General features: G+C 43.7%; 15 protein-coding genes. 5 read left to right on the top strand and 10 right to left on the bottom strand.

The genetic code is table 11. From position 1 onward, the window contains the following. Nucleotides 1-12: 12 nt before the first annotated feature. Both R8269_RS15720 and R8269_RS15715 read left to right on the top strand, forming a co-directional pair. On the top strand, nucleotides 13-885 hold the full coding sequence (locus R8269_RS15720; protein WP_412079956.1) for a hypothetical protein: 873 nt from the start codon (nucleotides 13-15) through the stop codon (nucleotides 883-885). 111 nt (nucleotides 886-996) lie between these two features. Further along, on the top strand, nucleotides 997-1,737 hold the full coding sequence (locus R8269_RS15715) for a hypothetical protein (RefSeq protein ID WP_318222588.1): 741 nt from the start codon (nucleotides 997-999) through the stop codon (nucleotides 1,735-1,737). 466 nt (nucleotides 1,738-2,203) lie between these two features. Here R8269_RS15715 and R8269_RS15705 read toward each other — a convergent pair whose 3' ends face one another. Genes R8269_RS15705 through R8269_RS15695 form a run of 3 tightly spaced genes read right to left on the bottom strand, consistent with a single transcriptional unit; the run spans nucleotide 2,204 to nucleotide 6,127 of the window. After that, complete coding sequence (locus R8269_RS15705; protein WP_086046846.1) at nucleotides 2,204-3,049, bottom strand: dimethyl sulfoxide reductase anchor subunit family protein; 846 nt, start codon at nucleotides 3,047-3,049, stop codon at nucleotides 2,204-2,206. A gap of 1 nt (nucleotide 3,050) precedes the next feature. Further along, nucleotides 3,051-3,671 carry a DMSO/selenate family reductase complex B subunit gene (locus R8269_RS15700; protein WP_005393756.1) on the bottom strand — a complete coding sequence of 207 codons (621 nt, stop codon included), beginning with the start codon at nucleotides 3,669-3,671 and terminating at the stop codon, nucleotides 3,051-3,053. An 11-nt stretch (nucleotides 3,672-3,682) separates the two neighbouring features. After that, nucleotides 3,683-6,127, bottom strand: coding sequence for a DmsA/YnfE/YnfF family dimethyl sulfoxide reductase (locus R8269_RS15695; RefSeq protein WP_262674808.1), 2,445 nt, complete (start codon nucleotides 6,125-6,127; stop codon nucleotides 3,683-3,685). Between the two features lie 197 nt (nucleotides 6,128-6,324). On the opposite strand from R8269_RS15695, the gene R8269_RS15690 reads away from it, so the two are divergent. Together R8269_RS15690 and napF are read left to right on the top strand one after the other, a co-directional pair. Beyond that, nucleotides 6,325-6,894 carry a molecular chaperone TorD family protein gene (locus tag R8269_RS15690; protein WP_262674809.1) on the top strand — a complete coding sequence of 190 codons (570 nt, stop codon included), beginning with the start codon at nucleotides 6,325-6,327 and terminating at the stop codon, nucleotides 6,892-6,894. Next, entirely contained in the window at nucleotides 6,887-7,408 is a 522-nt protein-coding gene (gene napF / locus R8269_RS15685) for a ferredoxin-type protein NapF (RefSeq protein WP_253652346.1), read from the top strand. Before R8269_RS15690 ends, napF begins: the two co-directional genes overlap by 8 nt. A 92-nt stretch (nucleotides 7,409-7,500) precedes the next feature. On the opposite strand, the gene R8269_RS15680 is transcribed toward napF, so the two are convergent. The 6 genes from R8269_RS15680 to fabR form a co-directional block, all read right to left on the bottom strand. Continuing rightward, nucleotides 7,501-9,291 (bottom strand): ATP-binding protein, encoded by a 1,791-nt coding sequence (locus tag R8269_RS15680; protein ID WP_258489821.1) that lies wholly within the window; start codon nucleotides 9,289-9,291, stop codon nucleotides 7,501-7,503. A 464-nt stretch (nucleotides 9,292-9,755) separates the two neighbouring features. Continuing rightward, nucleotides 9,756-9,914, bottom strand: a complete 159-nt coding sequence (locus R8269_RS15675; protein WP_318104966.1) for a hypothetical protein — start codon at nucleotides 9,912-9,914, stop codon at nucleotides 9,756-9,758. 101 nt (nucleotides 9,915-10,015) lie between these two features. Continuing rightward, nucleotides 10,016-10,927 (bottom strand): GGDEF domain-containing protein, encoded by a 912-nt coding sequence (locus R8269_RS15670; protein WP_253652343.1) that lies wholly within the window; start codon nucleotides 10,925-10,927, stop codon nucleotides 10,016-10,018. A 473-nt stretch (nucleotides 10,928-11,400) separates the two neighbouring features. Continuing rightward, nucleotides 11,401-12,669, bottom strand: a complete 1,269-nt coding sequence (locus R8269_RS15665; protein ID WP_257897040.1) for a tyrosine-type recombinase/integrase — start codon at nucleotides 12,667-12,669, stop codon at nucleotides 11,401-11,403. A gap of 295 nt (nucleotides 12,670-12,964) precedes the next feature. After that, nucleotides 12,965-13,330: a YijD family membrane protein gene (locus tag R8269_RS15660; protein ID WP_005378634.1), complete on the bottom strand. Its 366-nt coding sequence runs from the start codon at nucleotides 13,328-13,330 to the stop codon at nucleotides 12,965-12,967. After that, entirely contained in the window at nucleotides 13,330-13,971 is a 642-nt protein-coding gene (fabR, locus tag R8269_RS15655; protein ID WP_005378632.1) for an HTH-type transcriptional repressor FabR, read from the bottom strand. The genes R8269_RS15660 and fabR overlap by 1 nt, the downstream gene beginning before the upstream one ends. Before the next feature lie 263 nt (nucleotides 13,972-14,234). Between fabR and sthA the strand changes: the two genes are divergently transcribed. Beyond that, nucleotides 14,235-15,665 carry a Si-specific NAD(P)(+) transhydrogenase gene (sthA, locus tag R8269_RS15650; protein WP_186584596.1) on the top strand — a complete coding sequence of 477 codons (1,431 nt, stop codon included), beginning with the start codon at nucleotides 14,235-14,237 and terminating at the stop codon, nucleotides 15,663-15,665. A gap of 57 nt (nucleotides 15,666-15,722) precedes the next feature. On the opposite strand, the gene dinF is transcribed toward sthA, so the two are convergent. After that, nucleotides 15,723-17,072 (bottom strand): MATE family efflux transporter DinF, encoded by a 1,350-nt coding sequence (gene dinF / locus R8269_RS15645; protein WP_005378678.1) that lies wholly within the window; start codon nucleotides 17,070-17,072, stop codon nucleotides 15,723-15,725. Nucleotides 17,073-17,107 lie beyond the last annotated feature (35 nt).

The following is a 17,107-nucleotide window of genomic DNA, read 5'->3' as shown; positions in this document are numbered from 1 at the left end:
GATATATCTGCTATGACTAATCAGAATATTTCAAAAGAAGAACTTCAAGAACTAGAATACGAAAGACTAGAGCTACTGAACGACTTTAAAGAGCAGTTGGCAGTGTTCTGTGATTACCTAAAGGTTGACTTAGACCAGCAAGCAACCTTGAAATCACTAGACACCGCAACAGCACTCACGCTTTCCTCTCCACCCTCTATTCCTACACGAAAGGGAATGTTAAACAGCTCAGCTCAAGGCTATTTAAGATTAACATTGGTTGAGAAAGTCAAATCAACCGCTTCAGACATTGTTAAGGCGCTGGCCAACAAAATTACAGACTCTTCCCAAAAACTGCCATGCAACGACATTGCACTTAAAGGTTCCGCCGATTCCATCGCCTCTAAGCTGACTCAACGCTACTTGTTTGGTCATGTACGCTTTTACGACATTGAACCAATTCCAGAAGTCCCAACATTGAGGAACAAAGACTTAAGCGCTTTATGTGAACGTCACCTTCTCGATCGAGTAAAGGAGCATTATACGTCTCAGTACCACCGCTACAGATTATGGGACGGAAGAGCCATTGCTCTATTTTCTAGCTACCTGTTTGATGTTAAAAGTGAAGCGCATAATTTCTTTCATTCTAAGAACTTAATTCATCTCCTGAATGCCGATCCTGAGCCAATCAACAAAGAATGGTTTAAAGAAGAATGCATCGAGTGTTGGGAAGCGCTTTATGCAGATGGTCCAAGTTATTCGTATACCGAACTTGCCTATCCTGATGAGAGTGGTGTCATTTTTGAAGAGTACGTACCACTAGTCATGGTAAGTGAAGATGTATGGGATTCGCTTTATGAGCGCTATAAAAACAAACTGAAAGAACATGTAGAGTTCGCCCAATAACTCTTGTGTCTTACCTCTCATCAAACTAAGAAAATAACCGTCAATAATAGGAACAAAGAGAAAATGACCGCGACAATTTCAGTCAGTAAAAGTGCGATATTTGAGCTAATCATGGCTGGTTTAGAGGCTTATGCGATAAAGCACGAGGGCAGCAAATCAGTCTCCATAGAGACAGCGGCCCACCTTTGGGGATATGCGAATAAAGCCCACCCATTTAAATGTACGATAAATCATGTTTCTGTTGAAACATCAGCTAAAAGAAAACGCTCTTCAGTTGAATGGAACCCACTCTCTCTTTCAATAAAAAAAGATATCGCTAAAGTTTTCGGCGAGGATTATCAATACATTGGAACGGCTCATTCTCATCCCTACTTACGCGAAGAGGTCGTTGACGCAGCAACGATTAGAAGCAATAAACTGTACGAGCTATCTTCTTCGGATCACTGGTGTGAGCTTGCGCGTCCTGAAATACAAGTTGCAGGAAGATCATACAGTGTGGCAATGATATTAACGGTTCACTCTATGCTAAAAGCCAACAATCGAATGGATGGGATTTATGGTGAAGCGCCTCTTATTGAATTTTCACTAGGAAATATCAAATGCTGGTTATATGGTCGAGTATTTGAGCACAAACTTAAGTCATCTTTAACTGACGAAGAACAACACAGCTTTGAGCGCTATCAACTGGATATTAACGATTTCTCAGACGATGAAACTCTCGCAGTACCGGTAGAAACCATCTTAGAAAGCGACATCGCTCTTGATGTATTATGTGAAAGTTTTGGTCGGCTGAAATTTGAAGGGAATAACTCAACATATCACTCGGCTGACGATGCTGAGGGCAGATGGTAAAGAAACGAAGCAGAAGTCTCGTGAAATAACTACCTCTAGCCACCTATCAAAACTAATTCGCCCCCGACTTCTGTTCTTCAAAATACTTGAAATCAGGTATGAGGAAGGTGATTGCTCCTTCCTAATACTTAAGCACTGCGCATAATGGGGCTATGTTTTTTTATCGTAGGCTAAGGTTATGAAAATGAAGCTCTGAAAGCATGTGTATGTTCAAAAGGTCAGGATAGCCTCACTCCCAAAAGGAACGATGGTCAGGATATAGATAAAAAATGCGTAGATTGGTGCTTATATACATTCCGACATTAAGTTGAGAATGCCTCAGCAAGGATTAAGCACTCTCTGTCAATATCAGCCAAATATGGCAAGTTAGAAAGAAAATACGCCAGCATGGTATCACTGGCGTTTACTATGATGTTGCTACCGATGTATTGCTGAGAACAATGTGTACAGCAAAGCTCAACACGCCCTAGAAACCCACCGTCATGTGTAAGCTGTAAAACAGGCCACGTCCTATCAACTCAGACGCTAAGATCAACACCAGCGCTACGGTTAAGTTAACTGGGTTGACACTCGACTTATTGATCATCGGTAACACCCAAATGAGTAGACCAGCCAGCAGAAGAGCCACTTGCACACTCAAATAACCGCCAAGTCCATCCACCAGTTCAGAAGCTTTAATAATTGAACTTTGTACTTCACTCACAAGGTTCATTTTGCCCACCGTCACGACCAAGCTAATCGCAACCGCAACAACAGCCAACATCACGATATTACGATCCACAGTAAAGCGGCTATCCTTGGCTGATACGATCACCAGCTGCGATAGCAACAAGCCACCGACCACCATTGTCATCACAAAGCTTAGCGGCGTGTAAATATTGAACCAGGTTGGAACAGTATTGATCATGTACACATTCACCATGGAATACATAAAGATACAACCCAGAACCATCGCGCCAATCATTAAGATTTTTTGAACTGCTGCACCGCCTTTATTCAGTACTGATAGCAGCCACTGTAGCCCACCAACAACGAAGAACGCAGCGCCAAAGAACACTTCATTTGACAGCCACGCTGAACCTAGCTGGTTAAATGAGTTAAATGCGCGGAGCGGAGAACCTAAATGGGTGATCGAGAACAGAAAGCCCAATCCCATGATCGCCCACAGAGCAAACATCGGCACTTTGTAACTGTTGATTTTTGCTTCATCAAAACCCATGGCCAACGCACGCGCGCTAACGAGTAAGTAACCACCGACGGCCGTTTGCGCCAGCACCGTAAAGAAGATTAAAGAATACTCATGGAAAATCATCTTAAACCTCCTTAGGGTTTGCTAAGTAGCCAGTTGTATCGCCCGTTGGCTTAGCATTCTTGTTCAACTTAATCACAATATTGGGCAAAGTCAGGTGTGAAGAAGGTAGTGGCGCAACATCAGCGGTTGTACCGTATTTCTCACGTAATACCTGGATTTCCCCAAATTCCAACGCACGCAGCGGACAAGATTCAACACACATTGGTTGCTTACCATCAGCCACGCGCTCGTAGCACCCATCGCACTTAGTCATATGGCCTTTCTCTTTGCTAAACTGAGGCGCGCCATACGGACACGCGTTGCTACAGTGCTGACAGCCAATACAAACCTCTTCGTTTACCACCACCAAACCATCTTCTTGGCGTTTGTGCATCGCGCCTGACGGACACACTTTCACGCAAGCTGGATTTGAGCAGTGATTACACGCGATGGACAAATAGTAAGAGAACACATCATTTTGAATCCACGTATCTCCATCTTGGACAAAGCCGCCGCCAGCGTATTCATACACACGACGATAATTACGCTTCACGTCCAAGTCCCGATAGTCTTTACAAGCAAGCTGGCAAGTTTTACAACCTGTGCATTTACTTGAATCTATGTAAAAGCCGTATTGTTTCATCTTTACCTACCTTATGCTTTGTTCGCCAATTTGATATCAACCAGATTGGAGTGTTGCGGATTACCCTTAGCGAGTGGACTTGGTCGCTGAGTCGTTAACACGTTAATCGAGCCAGCATGATCGACTTTTTGTCCATCGGGTGCATACCAAGCGCCTTCACCTAGCGCGACTACGTGAGGCAAGATACGTGGTGTCACTTTGGCGGGAATCCACACTTCGCCGCGATCATTAAAAATACTCACCATGTCGCCATTTTTGATGCCACGGGCCTCGGCATCGATCGGATTAATCCATACTTCCTGACGTGCCGCCGCTTTAAGCAATGCCACATTGCCATAAGTAGAGTGGCAGCGAGCTTTAAAGTGGAATCCCGTCAGTTGCAGTGGGTACTTGGCTGTTAGTGGGTCATTGTGTCCCTCAAACGAATCCACATAGATAGGTAGTGGATGAATCACTTCATCTTCTTTTAGCGTCCACTCTTTGGCAATGTTCGCTAGTGTTTCAGAGTAAATTTCAATCTTGCCACTTGGGGTTGAAAGCGGATTGGCTTCAGGATCATTACGAAAATCTTGATAAGCGATGTAATCACGCTGATATTGACGCTTATAAATACCCAACTCTTTCATCTCTTCAAAGGTTGGTAGAGATGGGTCTTGCTTGCGGGTTTCCGCATACAAATGCTCAACCCACTCTTGCTGTGTCCGCCCTTCAGTAAACTCTTTCTCTACTCCCATCCGTTTGGCGATTTCAGAGCACATTTCGTAGATACTTTTTGCTTCGAACTGAGGCTCAATCGCTTTCTGGGCGTAGATGAAATAAGGCGCATTCGATGCTTTGCCGTCCATTGCCCAGTCATCTTGTTCAGAAGTGGTTAAATCCGGCAGGATAATATCGGCGTACTTAGCAGAAGAAGTCATGTGATTGTCGATCACGACAATCATTTCACACGCTTTGTCGTCTTGTAAGATTTCATGAGTTTTGTTGATCTCGGCATGCTGGTTAACCAAGCAGTTACCCGCGTAGTTCCAAATCATCTTGATCGGATTCGCTAAGCGCTCTGCACCTCTCACACCATCGGTTTTATCTGTCATTTCATGGTGGCGATAAATTGCATCCGTCCACAAGAACATCGAGATAGAGGTTTTTACTGGATTAGGAACCGTTGGGAAACGCACAAACGGAATATTGATATCACTCTCACGAGCACCAGTTGAACCACCAGATACACCTACCGAGCCAGTCAGTAGAGAAAGCATGGCAATAGCGCGCGATGCCAATTCACCGTTCGCCGTGCGTTGCAAACCCCAGCCTTGGTGAATGGCACATGGTTTGTTTGCGCCCATTTCTCGGCCCAGCTTAATAATGGTGTCGACAGGAATCCCTGTGATCTTTGAAGCCCATTGCGGCGTTTTTTCTACCCCATCGTCACCCAAGCCTAAGATGTATGACTTGTAGTCGCTATTCTTTGGTGCGGACGCTGGCAGGGTTTTCTCATCGTAGCCAATGCAATATTTATCGAGGAAAGCCTGATCGACATAGTTCTCCGTGATAAGCACATGCGCTAAACCTGCTACTAATGCCGCATCAGTAGAAGGACGAATTGGGATCCATTGGTCTTCACGCCCGCCTGCGGTATCGGTGTAACGAGGGTCAATAATAATGGTTCTAACGTTGGACTTATTTTTACTCTCGACATAGTGATGGATCAAACCACCACCAGACATCCGAGTCTCAGCAGGGTTATTACCAAACTGGATATTAAGCTTTGCGCTGGCCAAATCAGAAAACGAGTTGTTCATCGCCCAGCCGCCGTAGGTATGACTGAGGCCTTCCGCAATTTGCGCTGTGGAGTAATCGCCGTAGTGATTTAAATAGCCACCGCATAAATTCATTAAACGAGCAATCAATGTGGATGCTGGTGGCCATGACTTAGTCACTGTCCCGCCAAGCGTGCCCGTACCGTAGTTCAAATAAATTGCGTCGTTGCCGTAGTCTTTGATTAGCCGTTGCATCGTCTTGGCAACTTCATCGTAAGCTTCTTCCCAACTGATGCGCTTAAACTTACCTTCACCACGCTTACCTACCCGTTTCATTGGGTACTTCAATCGGTCTGGGTTATATACCCGGCGGCGCATAGAACGGCCACGTAAGCATGCTCTTACTTGAGGACTGTCACCAAATACGTCTCCACCGGTATTATCGGTTTCAACATATTTGATCTCACCATTTTGTACATGCATGCGAAGCGGGCAGCGTGAACCACAGTTTACTGTGCATGCACTCCAAACAACTTTCTCGTCACTTGTTACTGATTCTACCGCGCGTGCAGGGCTAGACTTAAATGGTAAGCTAATACCACTGGCTAACGCCGCTGCACTACCTATCGCAGAACTCGCTTTAATGAATCCGCGACGAGTCAGATTCATCAAGTCAGATTGCTGTTTATTCTTCGTCATAATTGGATGCCTTAACATTGCTTGCACATACCACTTTAGGGTTAAATTCGTGCTATTAAAATGATGAGAGCACCCACTATTGATATAAATCAAAGTGAATATTAATTTAATTTTAAATTGTCAATTTTGTGATTAAACTTGGCGTGAATATGAAAGAATAGAAACACACATTGTTAATCTAATTTATTGAAATGAAAATGATTATCCATACGCTAAAGATATTAGGCACACTGTTCTATTACAAGCGAAGCAAGTCAGAATCGGTTGAGTTGGTACGTTCTTTAGTAACAGAAAATGTTCTTCAAACAGAAACATTGAATTCGCTCACTTCTTTAACGGAAGAACAACTCGAACATGATTTCAGCGTGGTATTCGAAGGAATGGGTACTATGCCAGTCCCACCTTGGGGATCGGTATATTTAGACAAAGAACAGGTATTGTTCGGTGAATCAAACACGCAATATCGATTATTTTTACAGCAGAACGGTATCGAATTAGATTCAGGCCAACGCGAGCCAGAAGATCAATTTGGTTTAATGCTGTTAGCCTGCGCATACTTTCTTGAACAAGACCAAACACAAACAGCATATGAGCTACTCGGAGAGCATTTAATGCCTTGGGGCTCAAGCTATCTTGAGCAGCTCAGATACAAAGCGCCAAATCTGTTTTATCAGCGGTTGGCAGAAGACGTCTCGAAATGGCTAAACGCATTGATTCAACAACAACAGATTGAAGTAGTGAAAAGGAAGATCTATTTGAATGAGTGAATCTATCGATACTAATCGACGAGGCTTTCTGAGCCGTTTCAGCCAACCAGTAAAACGGACTCAGCAAGCCGAAATAACACCGCGCCTCGTAGCACGCCCGCCTCATGCGGTGGATGAGGCATTGTTTGTGCGTCTTTGCGACGGCTGTGGTGAATGCCTCAAAGTTTGCCCAAACAGTGTCATAGAGCTTGATGCTCAACTGGCGCAGCTCAATCTCGATTACAACCAATGCAGTTTATGTAGCGAGTGTGTCAAAGCCTGCCCTAGCGACGCGCTGCATGCTTCTGTAACACTAGACATCAACTTGCGTCCAGACTTTACGCAAAGCTGCGACAATTACCTTCAGACGGAATGCCAGCAATGTGCCTCCGCTTGTCCACAGCATGCCATCTCCGTTCAAGATGATGAACTACCACACATAAACAACGAACTCTGCAATGGTTGCGGGCAATGTCGTATTAGTTGTTATTCAAACGCGATTTTAATGAAGCTGTATAACAAACCCTATAGATAACGTGCGTTAAGTGACTTCCCTTAACTTCACGTCCCCTAACGAAAAGGCTTTGATGTGATGGACGTACTTCACTTCTAGTATAGTTGAACAAGCTAATGACCTATAGCTTCGTAACACCTGAAAGAGTTCTTGTTTTCTCGGCTTTGCGTAAGCGCTTCAGCCAAAGACTCTAACTTAAGAGGTTTTGTTATCACAAGATTTGCCCCGGCCCTGATATAACCCGCAGCTGTCTCATCGGTTACATCAGCAGTGCAACCAAGAATTATCCCCTTAAAGAGGTGCTCATTTCGTATGATGTGCGTGGCTTCTATACCTCCCATTTTAGGCATCTGATGATCCATTAAAATCACGTTGAAAGATGTTTGCTGCACCTTTTTTATCGCCTCAACACCATTAGAGGCGATAAAAACGGTAAAACCTAGTTTTTGGCACATACGCTTAGCAACGAGTTGATTCACTCGGTTATCCTCAACAATCAGCACACGCTCCCCCTCAAAATCGGCTAGTAACAGGGATTTTTTTTGTAAGTTGCTTTGCGTTCCTACGGGAGTTGTAACTGTCGCAGTAAAGCAACTCCCGATACCTAACTTACTAGTAACTGTTACGTCACCCCCCATTGCCAAGCATAATTTTTTTACTATCGATAGACCTAACCCTGTGCCTCCGAAGTCATGCATTGTTCTTATCTCAGCTTGCTCAAAAGCATTAAAGATACTCTCTAAACGTTTGCTTGGAATGCCTATCCCTGTGTCAGAAACTTGGAAGATGAGCTCTTCTTTTTTAACGTCATACTTTACTACAGCTTTAACCATACCATCCGAAGTGAACTTGATTGCATTCCCCACTAAGTTAAAAATAATTTGACGAATACGAACAATATCTCCTTTCAGAACTAAGTTCTTGGGAAGCTGTTGAGTGTCAAAAGTGAGCTGAACACCTTTATCATGAGCTTGTGGATTGAACGCATTTATTACAGGTATTACTAATTGACGAGCATCAAAGTCTTCTTTAACAAGGTCTAGTTTTCCTTGTTCTAACTTCGAGAAGTCTAGAATTTCATTAATAATCACCATAAGGTGCTCACCAGACTCTAGTAGCGTGCTTAAGTGCTCCTGAATCTTGGGGTCTTTGTTATCTGATATGAGCAGCTGAGTCATTCCTATAACACCATTCATTGGAGTACGAATTTCATGACTCATGGCTGCCAAAAACATGGATTTAGCATGGTTAGCCTCTTCGGCTTTTTTTACAGCAGCTTGCAGAGCTAGTTTGGTATTTTTGAGTTCAGTTATGTAGTGACTAAGATATAAAACAATGACTGAAAACATTAAAACAGTGGAAAGTATTAATGAATAAACCGCCGCTTCACTCGTTAGAAAAATATTATTCATTAAACGTTCATGAGCTTGTTCGGCGGCTTCGTCCATGGACTCTGAAAAAACAAGTCGCTCTAATTTATTTAGAGGTGGCGTTGTTTTTGTCTTTTGCTTAACTTCGATTATATTCTCAAGTAAAGCTAACTGCTCATTTGCTGTTTTGGCGTAAGCTTCAACTATGTGAGAAAGTGAATCTCCTAGCCAAAAAAACTGGGGGAATCTAGTAGTAATATCATTGGATGCTTCGGATAGCCCCTTTAACTCACCAGTTAATTCTTCTATCTTATTCAATAACTTACGTGATTTATCGTTATCTTTTCGGTCTAATAAATAAACATAATTTCTGATATGAATAATACTTGATGAGTGCGCAACATGAGAACTCTCTACCGCTTCTAGAAGGTTGTTTTGAGTCTTAAAAGAGAAAAAAGCAATTAAGGTGATACCTAATCCAATGCCAATAAAAAACTCAAGTATATTCATACTTTGTGAATTTCTATCATTCACTAGACTCCTCCAGATGGAACTCATGGATCACAGGTATGACACTTTCTTTTTCAACGTAATAGAAAAAAGAAGCTGCTATCACCAACAAAGTGGCTAGTATTCCCCACGCGAGCATTTTTAACTTAGACAACGATCAGTCTCCTCAGCCATCCTCACACTTATACAACCAGTCTAGTAAATAACGGCCCCTTGCGCTAATTTTGTTACTTCACGCAACCATCTGAAAAGTTGTCATAAGCCCCCATATTCTCGTTCTGGCATGGTTCAGAGGAACTGTGGTGCGACGCGTAAAATGAGTAACTGATATATTGGCTACTACGGCAGCAACTTGAAAAAAACGACTTGGCTTTGGATGTGTGAATAGAACCATTGACGAGCACTTTGTTCCGCTCTAGGAGTAACTTCATAATGCACAACAGTGTCCGGCTTTTGCAGGATGTATAAACCCTTTAATAAATTACTCCTTACGAAGAAATACCGTATATTTCAATTTTGATAAAATCATTCGCATTTAGGTTACTATCAACGACTAGGTCTAGAAAAGTAAGCAGCAGCACCACACCGCTTTCAAGCTCAAATTGAATGTTATGCCGATACATTCCCCCCTGAAGACAATTTCTCATATGCCCTCCTGTTAGGTGAATACACCAGCAAAGGTGCATCGCGGCCTAGTCGTACTCACCTATAGGTCTGTAAGGTCAAACATAAGCTGCGAAACTTTAGTTCAGTGCATATCTTCTTTACTCGTGCTTTTCTCGTAGTACATATTCTCGTCGGCTTTGGTTATCGCTGATTCTAGGGAAAAGTTTACTCCTTCAATAATATACTTACCTATTGACGTCCCTATCTGCACCTTACCTTTACTGGTATCTATTGGAGCTGCGAGTGCATTTTCAATTCTCGACATTACCTCTTCTGTGTAGTGTTCCGCCTCTGTATTGCTATTCCCAACGCCTCTCAGAAATACGACAAACTCATCTCCGCCATATCTTGCGACTAGGTCGGAACTCCTCAGGCTGCTTTTCATACGCTCACTGACCTCACGTAATATGTGATCGCCTACAGCATGACCATGATCATCATTAATTTTTTTGAAATCATTCAGGTCAATAAATAACAAAGTGGAAAACCGGCTCTCACTGACTCTCGTTTTTAGATCTTGTTGCATACATTCTATCAACCCACGTCTGTTAAGAAGCTTGGTTAATTCATCTATTCGGGCCTGTTGGTACGCCTTATTTTCAAGTTCTTTTTGTTTTGTTATATCAGTAGAAATACCTAAAATGGCAATGACTTCGTTAGGAAACTCGGGATGACAAATAGGTGACTTCACCTCAAGATAAACCCGTTGATTGCCACTAGTATCATTAATAACAATCTCTTCCTTTGTTGTTTCACCTTTGAGGACCTTAGCATCGATATGCTTTATGAGTTCAACCGTATCTTCTGGCAAAAAGTTCGAGTCTGTTATTTCGCCCAACCTTTCCTTATCAATGTTCATTAACCTTAGGCTTAGGTTGTTAGCATAGATATATCTGGATCGTGTATCTTTAATGAATACGTATGTCTCAAGATGATCAAGAGACTTAGTAAGATCATCAAGGCGAATCCCCAATCTTCCTAATTGAAGGTGCATTATGGCCTCCGACATGCAGCAAAAAAGTCAGCGTATATAATTATGAATTTTACATTTATAGATGTGCTATATCACCTATTTATAATGTTGACTTTATTAATACTAAAGAGTCATTAAATATACAACTTATGATGACACGAAAGAGCCACATGTTACGCGTTTCGGTGATTGCGATCGCTCATTACCCTGAACAAGCCTAGGATACTTTCAGGACTAGTTATGCGATACACCTGAATTTAGTACGTTGGTAAACCTAAATCTTAAGCTCGTGAGTTTAAGAATTAAAAGAGATGATAGCTGATGTTATCAATGAGCAGGATAAAGGGGACACATGCCATAAATATCAGTTATTTACGCATTCTCTGTATCGTCTTCCATTAATCCCACATAGTCAAAGAGCCACGATTGAATTTCGCTCAGATAAAGAGTCTCCCCAAACTAGTAAGAATAATCTCTAAGAATTGTACAAATGCTTAGGCAAACTTCATCGACTCTAGAGGAATGACATTGCTTGTATCTAACGCTTGCAATTTTTCTCCCCATGCTTGTAGTACCACTAATTGCTCTTCAAGGTAGTCGTGATGGTTATATACCCGCAACATACCTGGTAGCTGGTGACCAACCGTCTTTTCAATCGCCACGATATCCAGCCCCATTTCGCTACAACGGCTGATAAAGGTGCGGCGTAGATCGTGTGGCGAAAAGCGCTCAAAATCTTCCGGTAAATTACGCTTGATTAGCGCACGTACTGCTGCGGGTTCTTGAAGTTTGTCATCCATAAGCTGAGGCCAAACAAGTTTCCATTTGCTTGGTACATTCTCACGCTGCTCTTTAAGAAGTTCCAGTAGGTAATCACTTAATGGTACTTTTCGGCTCTCTTGGCTCTTGGTGTGACGTTCTTTTGAACTGGCTGGCAACAACCATACCTTCTCTTGGAAATCTACCTCACTCCAACGCATTTCAAGCACAGCACTAATACGTTGCCCACACCCGAGCAAAAACTGCATTAGGCGGACGTTTGAGGGCTCTGTACGCCAAGAAGGCAAGCTTGTTAGCAATGTTTTCAATTCTGAAAAGCTCAAATTGCGTTTTGTGACCTTAGAACCACCACCGACATCCTTGGATTTCAAATGTGGTGCAGGGTGTGCACCAATCATATTCAAAGCTAGTGCATGGTTGATCACCTGATTGATAATTTTATGGCATGCACTAATCGCACCCGCTTTTCGCTGTCCATTCCCATCAACCTTTGCATCAAATACTTTATTAAGATCATTAATTCTCAACTCTTCTAGTTTGATGTGACCAAGAAATGGTTTGATATCCCGGTTATAGGTTGCCCTCGCTTGTTCTCCTCGTAGCTGCTTGGACAAACGCTTCTCGTCAAAACTGGCAAAAGCATCATCAAAAGTTTTTGCTTCCTCTTGCTCGCGCTGTTCACGTGCCAGTTCCTGCTTCGGATTTTTATTGTTCTCCAACCAGCTACGGTAACGCCCTGCTTCTGTTCGAGCCTGTTCAAGCGTCATCCCTGTTTCCGGTTTTAACTTAACATACCGCCCCATGGTAATTTTTTCGTGTTTGTTACCAGCCTGGAAGCGAAAGATCCAAGTCATCGTGCCCGTTGGTCGAACGCGAATATTCAATCCTTCTATTTTCTTATCTGGAATTAAATATTCCTTGTTTTGTGGCTTCAATGCTTTCAGTGTGGCGTTCGTACTAATTTTATCGACTGGCTTGATCATGACTGAAAAACCTCTGTATTTCTGGGTACGGCTCTGGGTACGGCGTGGGGTACGGGAAAAGACGAGTTTTCATTGTACGGCTAAAGACCCCCTTGGACAATGATCAATTAAAAACCAAATAAAAACAATAAATTAAAATTCAAACCTGGACTTTGGAAGACATTACAAGATTCAGAGTTCGATTTACCCACCACATGGAAGCTGGCGTGCTATTGGAACGTAAAGCTTAGTCCACCAGCTTCAGACAAAAAAAAGCGAGCTCAATGGCTCGCTTTTTTTAATTTGATTCGTTTGCTTATTCCGCAGAAGTCTTCTTGCTGACAAAACCTAGCTTCTTACCAATCCATGCGAGTAAGATCATTGAAACCATGATCGCGAAGAAGTTTGAGCCTGCTTCTGGGTATTGCGCTTTAATAAACGCAGAGTGACCAAACGCACCTACGAAGAAACACGCCAAGCCAACTAATGGGATATCTTCTGATACCGGATTATTTAGGTACTCTTGGTAAAGAGCTTGTACAGCCAGTACGAGTGCAATCAATGGGAAGATTGAAAAAGACACTTCACTCATGGTCAACCATGACAACAAAGCATCACCACACATACCTGCAACCAGTGCCAAAATCAGCGTTTTCTTTTCAGATTTATTTCCATTCGACATTATTCTATCCCGCCTTTTAATCGGTTACGTTCACGTTCTTTGCGATACCAATAGGCCCCTTTGGCTATCATTCGCAATTGCATGATCAATCGCTCGGCGAGTTCATCGCGCTCACGTCGATCTAAATCTAAAGCTTCAGCCCCCGAACTGAAAACCAAAGTCACAGACGCTTCTGCTTGAGTATACGCCTCTTCTCTGGTCACGCCGGTGCTCATTAAATACTCGGTTAATTCTGCCGCAAAATGCTGGATTTCTCGAGCAACAGCGGTACGAAATTCAGCAGAAGTGCCGGAGCGCTCACGCAACAACAAACGAAAAACGTTCGGACTACTTTCAATGAATTCCATAAAGGTTTCGACCGAGGTACGAATTACGCTACCTTCTTTCACAATACGTTGACGCGCCTGACGCATCAGTTGGCGTAGTAGCAAACCGCCTTCATCAACCATGGTTAAGCCTAGCTCATCCATATCTTTGAAGTGACGGTAAAAAGAAGTCGGTGCAATCCCTGCCTCTCGGGCGACTTCTCGCAAGCTAAGGCTGGAAAAGCTGCGATCCGCACTTAATTGACTAAATGCCGCATCGATCAATGATCGACGTGTCTTCTCTTTTTGCTGTGCGCGGATTCCCATCGATTTCATTCTTAACTTGCTCTTTTTCTGTAGGGTACAAGAGCCTCAATATAACGCAATTTGCTCCTACGGAGAAAGATATGTTGCTTCGCTCGCTCTGAGCGCCGAGAACGTTACTATTGGCATGCATCTAATTGCAATGTTCTCGATGCAATTTATAGACATACAACATACCAAATCATCCTTTTGGTCGATTCTGCGTGATCACTTCCACTCTCTAACAGGCATGACGTGTACCAATAGAGTAAATGAGTTAAAATCGCGCTAAAGCAATGTTAAGCAAATATAACAAGGAAGGCATCATGGCGCATGTTAATCACTATGACGTGATCGTAATCGGTAGTGGCCCTGGCGGAGAAGGGGCTGCAATGGGATTAACCAAAGCGGGACTGAATGTTGCCATTGTCGAGAAAGAAAGCAGTGTCGGCGGCGGTTGTACTCACTGGGGTACTATTCCATCAAAAGCACTGCGTCATGCCGTTAGCCGCATCATCGAATTTAATAGCAACCCGCTATTTTGTCGAAACAACACCAGCGTTCATGCAACATTTTCTGACATTTTAGGTCATGCTAAATCGGTCATTGATAAGCAAACTCGACTTCGTCAGGGCTTTTATGACCGTAACTCATGCACACTTTTGTTCGGAACCGCGCGATTTATCGATAACTACTCAATTGCAGTAATGCAAAGCGACGGCACAGAAGAAATCTATTCAGCGGATAAGTTTGTCATCGCGACGGGTTCTCGTCCGTATCAGCCTAACGACGTAGATTTCTTGCATGAGCGCATCTACGACAGTGATTCCATTTTGAGCCTGAAACACGACCCTCGCCATATCATCATTTACGGTGCGGGCGTTATAGGTTGTGAATACGCTTCTATCTTCCGCGGCCTTGGAGTGAAAACCGACCTTATCAATACCCGAGACCGCTTGTTGGAGTTTTTGGATAACGAAGTGTCAGATGCGCTGTCTTACCACTTCTGGAACAGCGGTGTGGTAATTCGTAATGATGAGACCTATGAAAAAATCGAAGGCACAGAAGATGGCGTGATTATTCACCTACAATCTGGCAAGAAGATGAAGGCAGACTGCTTGTTGTATGCGAATGGTCGAACAGGTAACACCGATAAGTTGAATTTGGGTGCAGTGGGTCTGGAAGCGGACTCTCGCGGACAACTAAAAGTAAACCGTAACTACCAAACCGATATCGAACACATTTACGCTGTAGGCGATGTCATCGGTTACCCTAGCCTTGCAAGCGCCGCTTATGACCAAGGGCGATTTGTCGCACAAGCCATTACGAAAGGTCAGGCAGAAAACTATCTGATTGATGATATTCCAACGGGTATCTACACCATCCCAGAGATTAGCTCTGTGGGTAAAACCGAGCAAGAGCTAACAGCTGCGAAAGTACCGTATGAAGTAGGACGCTCTTCGTTCAAGCATCTAGCTCGTGCACAGATCGCAGGAAAAGACATCGGTAGCTTGAAGATATTGTTCCATCGTGAAACCAAAGAAATTTTAGGGATTCACTGTTTTGGCGAACGTGCCGCGGAAATTATCCACATCGGTCAAGCCATTATGGAGCAAAAAGGCTCAGCGAATAACATCGAGTATTTCGTCAATACCACCTTCAACTATCCAACAATGGCCGAAGCGTATCGTGTCGCTGCGTTGAATGGTTTGAACCGCTTGTTCTAATCTATGCTTCTTGATAGCAGAAAGAAAAACAGCAGGCTTGGACCTGCTGTTTTTATATCAACATTGTGCTAGGAAGGTATCCTTGTGCCATTGGTAGAGAAAGATAACCCCTAAACCAATACCCCGCATCAACATAAAGCTCGTCATTGCAAACCACAGCGCGTGATTTTCCCACTCGGCGAACAAGTAAAAGACAACGAAGAAACTGCTGGTCGCGACAAACATACTATTGCGCATGTCTTTGCCTTTGGTTGCACCGACAAAAATGCCATCCAATAGAAAGCACCACATCGACACAAGTGGCATCACCACCAGCCAAGGTAGATACACCGCTGCTTGCTGTTGTACCGTCTCAATTGAAGTGATCATGGCGATCAACTGCGATCCCGCCAAACCAAAGAGCGCGGTCAGTCCTAAGCAAATAACCAAACTCCAAAAGAAAGTGCCGACAAGCGATGCACTCAATTGTTGCCTATCTTTGGCACCAATCGCCTTCCCGACCATGGCCTCCATTGCGTAAGCAAAGCCATCCATGCCATACGAGATAATCATCAGGAAGCTCATCAGAACCGCATTTGCAGCGACAACCTCATCACCAAAGCTCGCACCTTGGAACGTCATAAAGCTAAAAGCCGCTTGCAGACACAAAGAGCGCAAGAAAATATCGCGATTCAATTTCACGAAGCGCCCTAAACCGTGTTGAGTGCTGGCTAGCAACTTTTGAGGTGATGGTAATTGTCTCTCTCGCCAGGTTTTCCAGACACACATGAGACCAAAACCCATGCCTGAGTAGTCAGCAATCACGGATGCAAGCGCAGCGCCTTCTACTTTCCACCCCAAACCAATCACAAACAACAAATCGAGGGCAATATTCGTCACGTTGGTGATGATCACCATCCACATTGGTGCTTTGGAATTTTGCGTCCCGAGCAGCCACCCCAACAACACAAAGTTCATTAGCGCAGCGGGGGCACTCCACACACGGATAGAGAAATATTGCATGCCGTAGTGTTTTACCTCTGCGCTGGCGTCACTCCAGCCAAAGATCAAATCAGCAATCGGGTTATGGGCAATAAGGAAGACTAACGCAAACAGCAGCGCCATAAGTGAGCCTTGCATAAACACCAAGGCAAGTTGCTTTCGGTCTTCACCGCCATAGGACTGCGCCGCCAACCCAGTAGTCGACATACGCAAAAAACCAAGCAGCCAAAACGTCACGCTGATCATGGTGCTGCCCAACGCAACACCACCCAAATACCAAGCGTGGTCTAGATGACCAATCACCGCAGCATCGACCAAACCGAGCAATGGAACAGTAATATTCGACAGCACCATAGGTATCGCTAAAGCTAAAACTTGGCGATGAACTTTTGGGTTAGATAAAGGAGAGAAGATTGAATTTGTCACAGGCACCTCATCAGTAAGATCGACGAGTGTACCTG

This window comes from Vibrio sp. Vb0667, assembly GCF_033391095.1.
This window is presented reverse-complemented; position numbering and strand designations above follow the sequence as displayed.

Excerpts from the sequence above, each read along its gene's own strand:
- R8269_RS15720 (WP_412079956.1), top strand. The coding sequence starts at position 13 with ATGACTAATCAGAATATTTCAAAAGAAGAACTTCAAGAACTAGAATAC.
- R8269_RS15715 (WP_318222588.1), top strand. The coding sequence starts at position 997 with ATGGCTGGTTTAGAGGCTTATGCGATAAAGCACGAGGGCAGCAAATCA.
- R8269_RS15705 (WP_086046846.1), bottom strand. The coding sequence starts at position 3,049 with ATGATTTTCCATGAGTATTCTTTAATCTTCTTTACGGTGCTGGCGCAA.
- R8269_RS15700 (WP_005393756.1), bottom strand. The coding sequence starts at position 3,671 with ATGAAACAATACGGCTTTTACATAGATTCAAGTAAATGCACAGGTTGT.
- R8269_RS15695 (WP_262674808.1), bottom strand. The coding sequence starts at position 6,127 with ATGACGAAGAATAAACAGCAATCTGACTTGATGAATCTGACTCGTCGC.
- R8269_RS15690 (WP_262674809.1), top strand. The coding sequence starts at position 6,325 with ATGATTATCCATACGCTAAAGATATTAGGCACACTGTTCTATTACAAG.
- napF (WP_253652346.1), top strand. The coding sequence starts at position 6,887 with ATGAGTGAATCTATCGATACTAATCGACGAGGCTTTCTGAGCCGTTTC.
- R8269_RS15675 (WP_318104966.1), bottom strand. The coding sequence starts at position 9,914 with ATGAGAAATTGTCTTCAGGGGGGAATGTATCGGCATAACATTCAATTT.
- R8269_RS15670 (WP_253652343.1), bottom strand. The coding sequence starts at position 10,927 with ATGCACCTTCAATTAGGAAGATTGGGGATTCGCCTTGATGATCTTACT.
- R8269_RS15665 (WP_257897040.1), bottom strand. The coding sequence starts at position 12,669 with ATGATCAAGCCAGTCGATAAAATTAGTACGAACGCCACACTGAAAGCA.
- R8269_RS15660 (WP_005378634.1), bottom strand. The coding sequence starts at position 13,330 with ATGTCGAATGGAAATAAATCTGAAAAGAAAACGCTGATTTTGGCACTG.
- fabR (WP_005378632.1), bottom strand. The coding sequence starts at position 13,971 with ATGAAATCGATGGGAATCCGCGCACAGCAAAAAGAGAAGACACGTCGA.
- sthA (WP_186584596.1), top strand. The coding sequence starts at position 14,235 with ATGTTAAGCAAATATAACAAGGAAGGCATCATGGCGCATGTTAATCAC.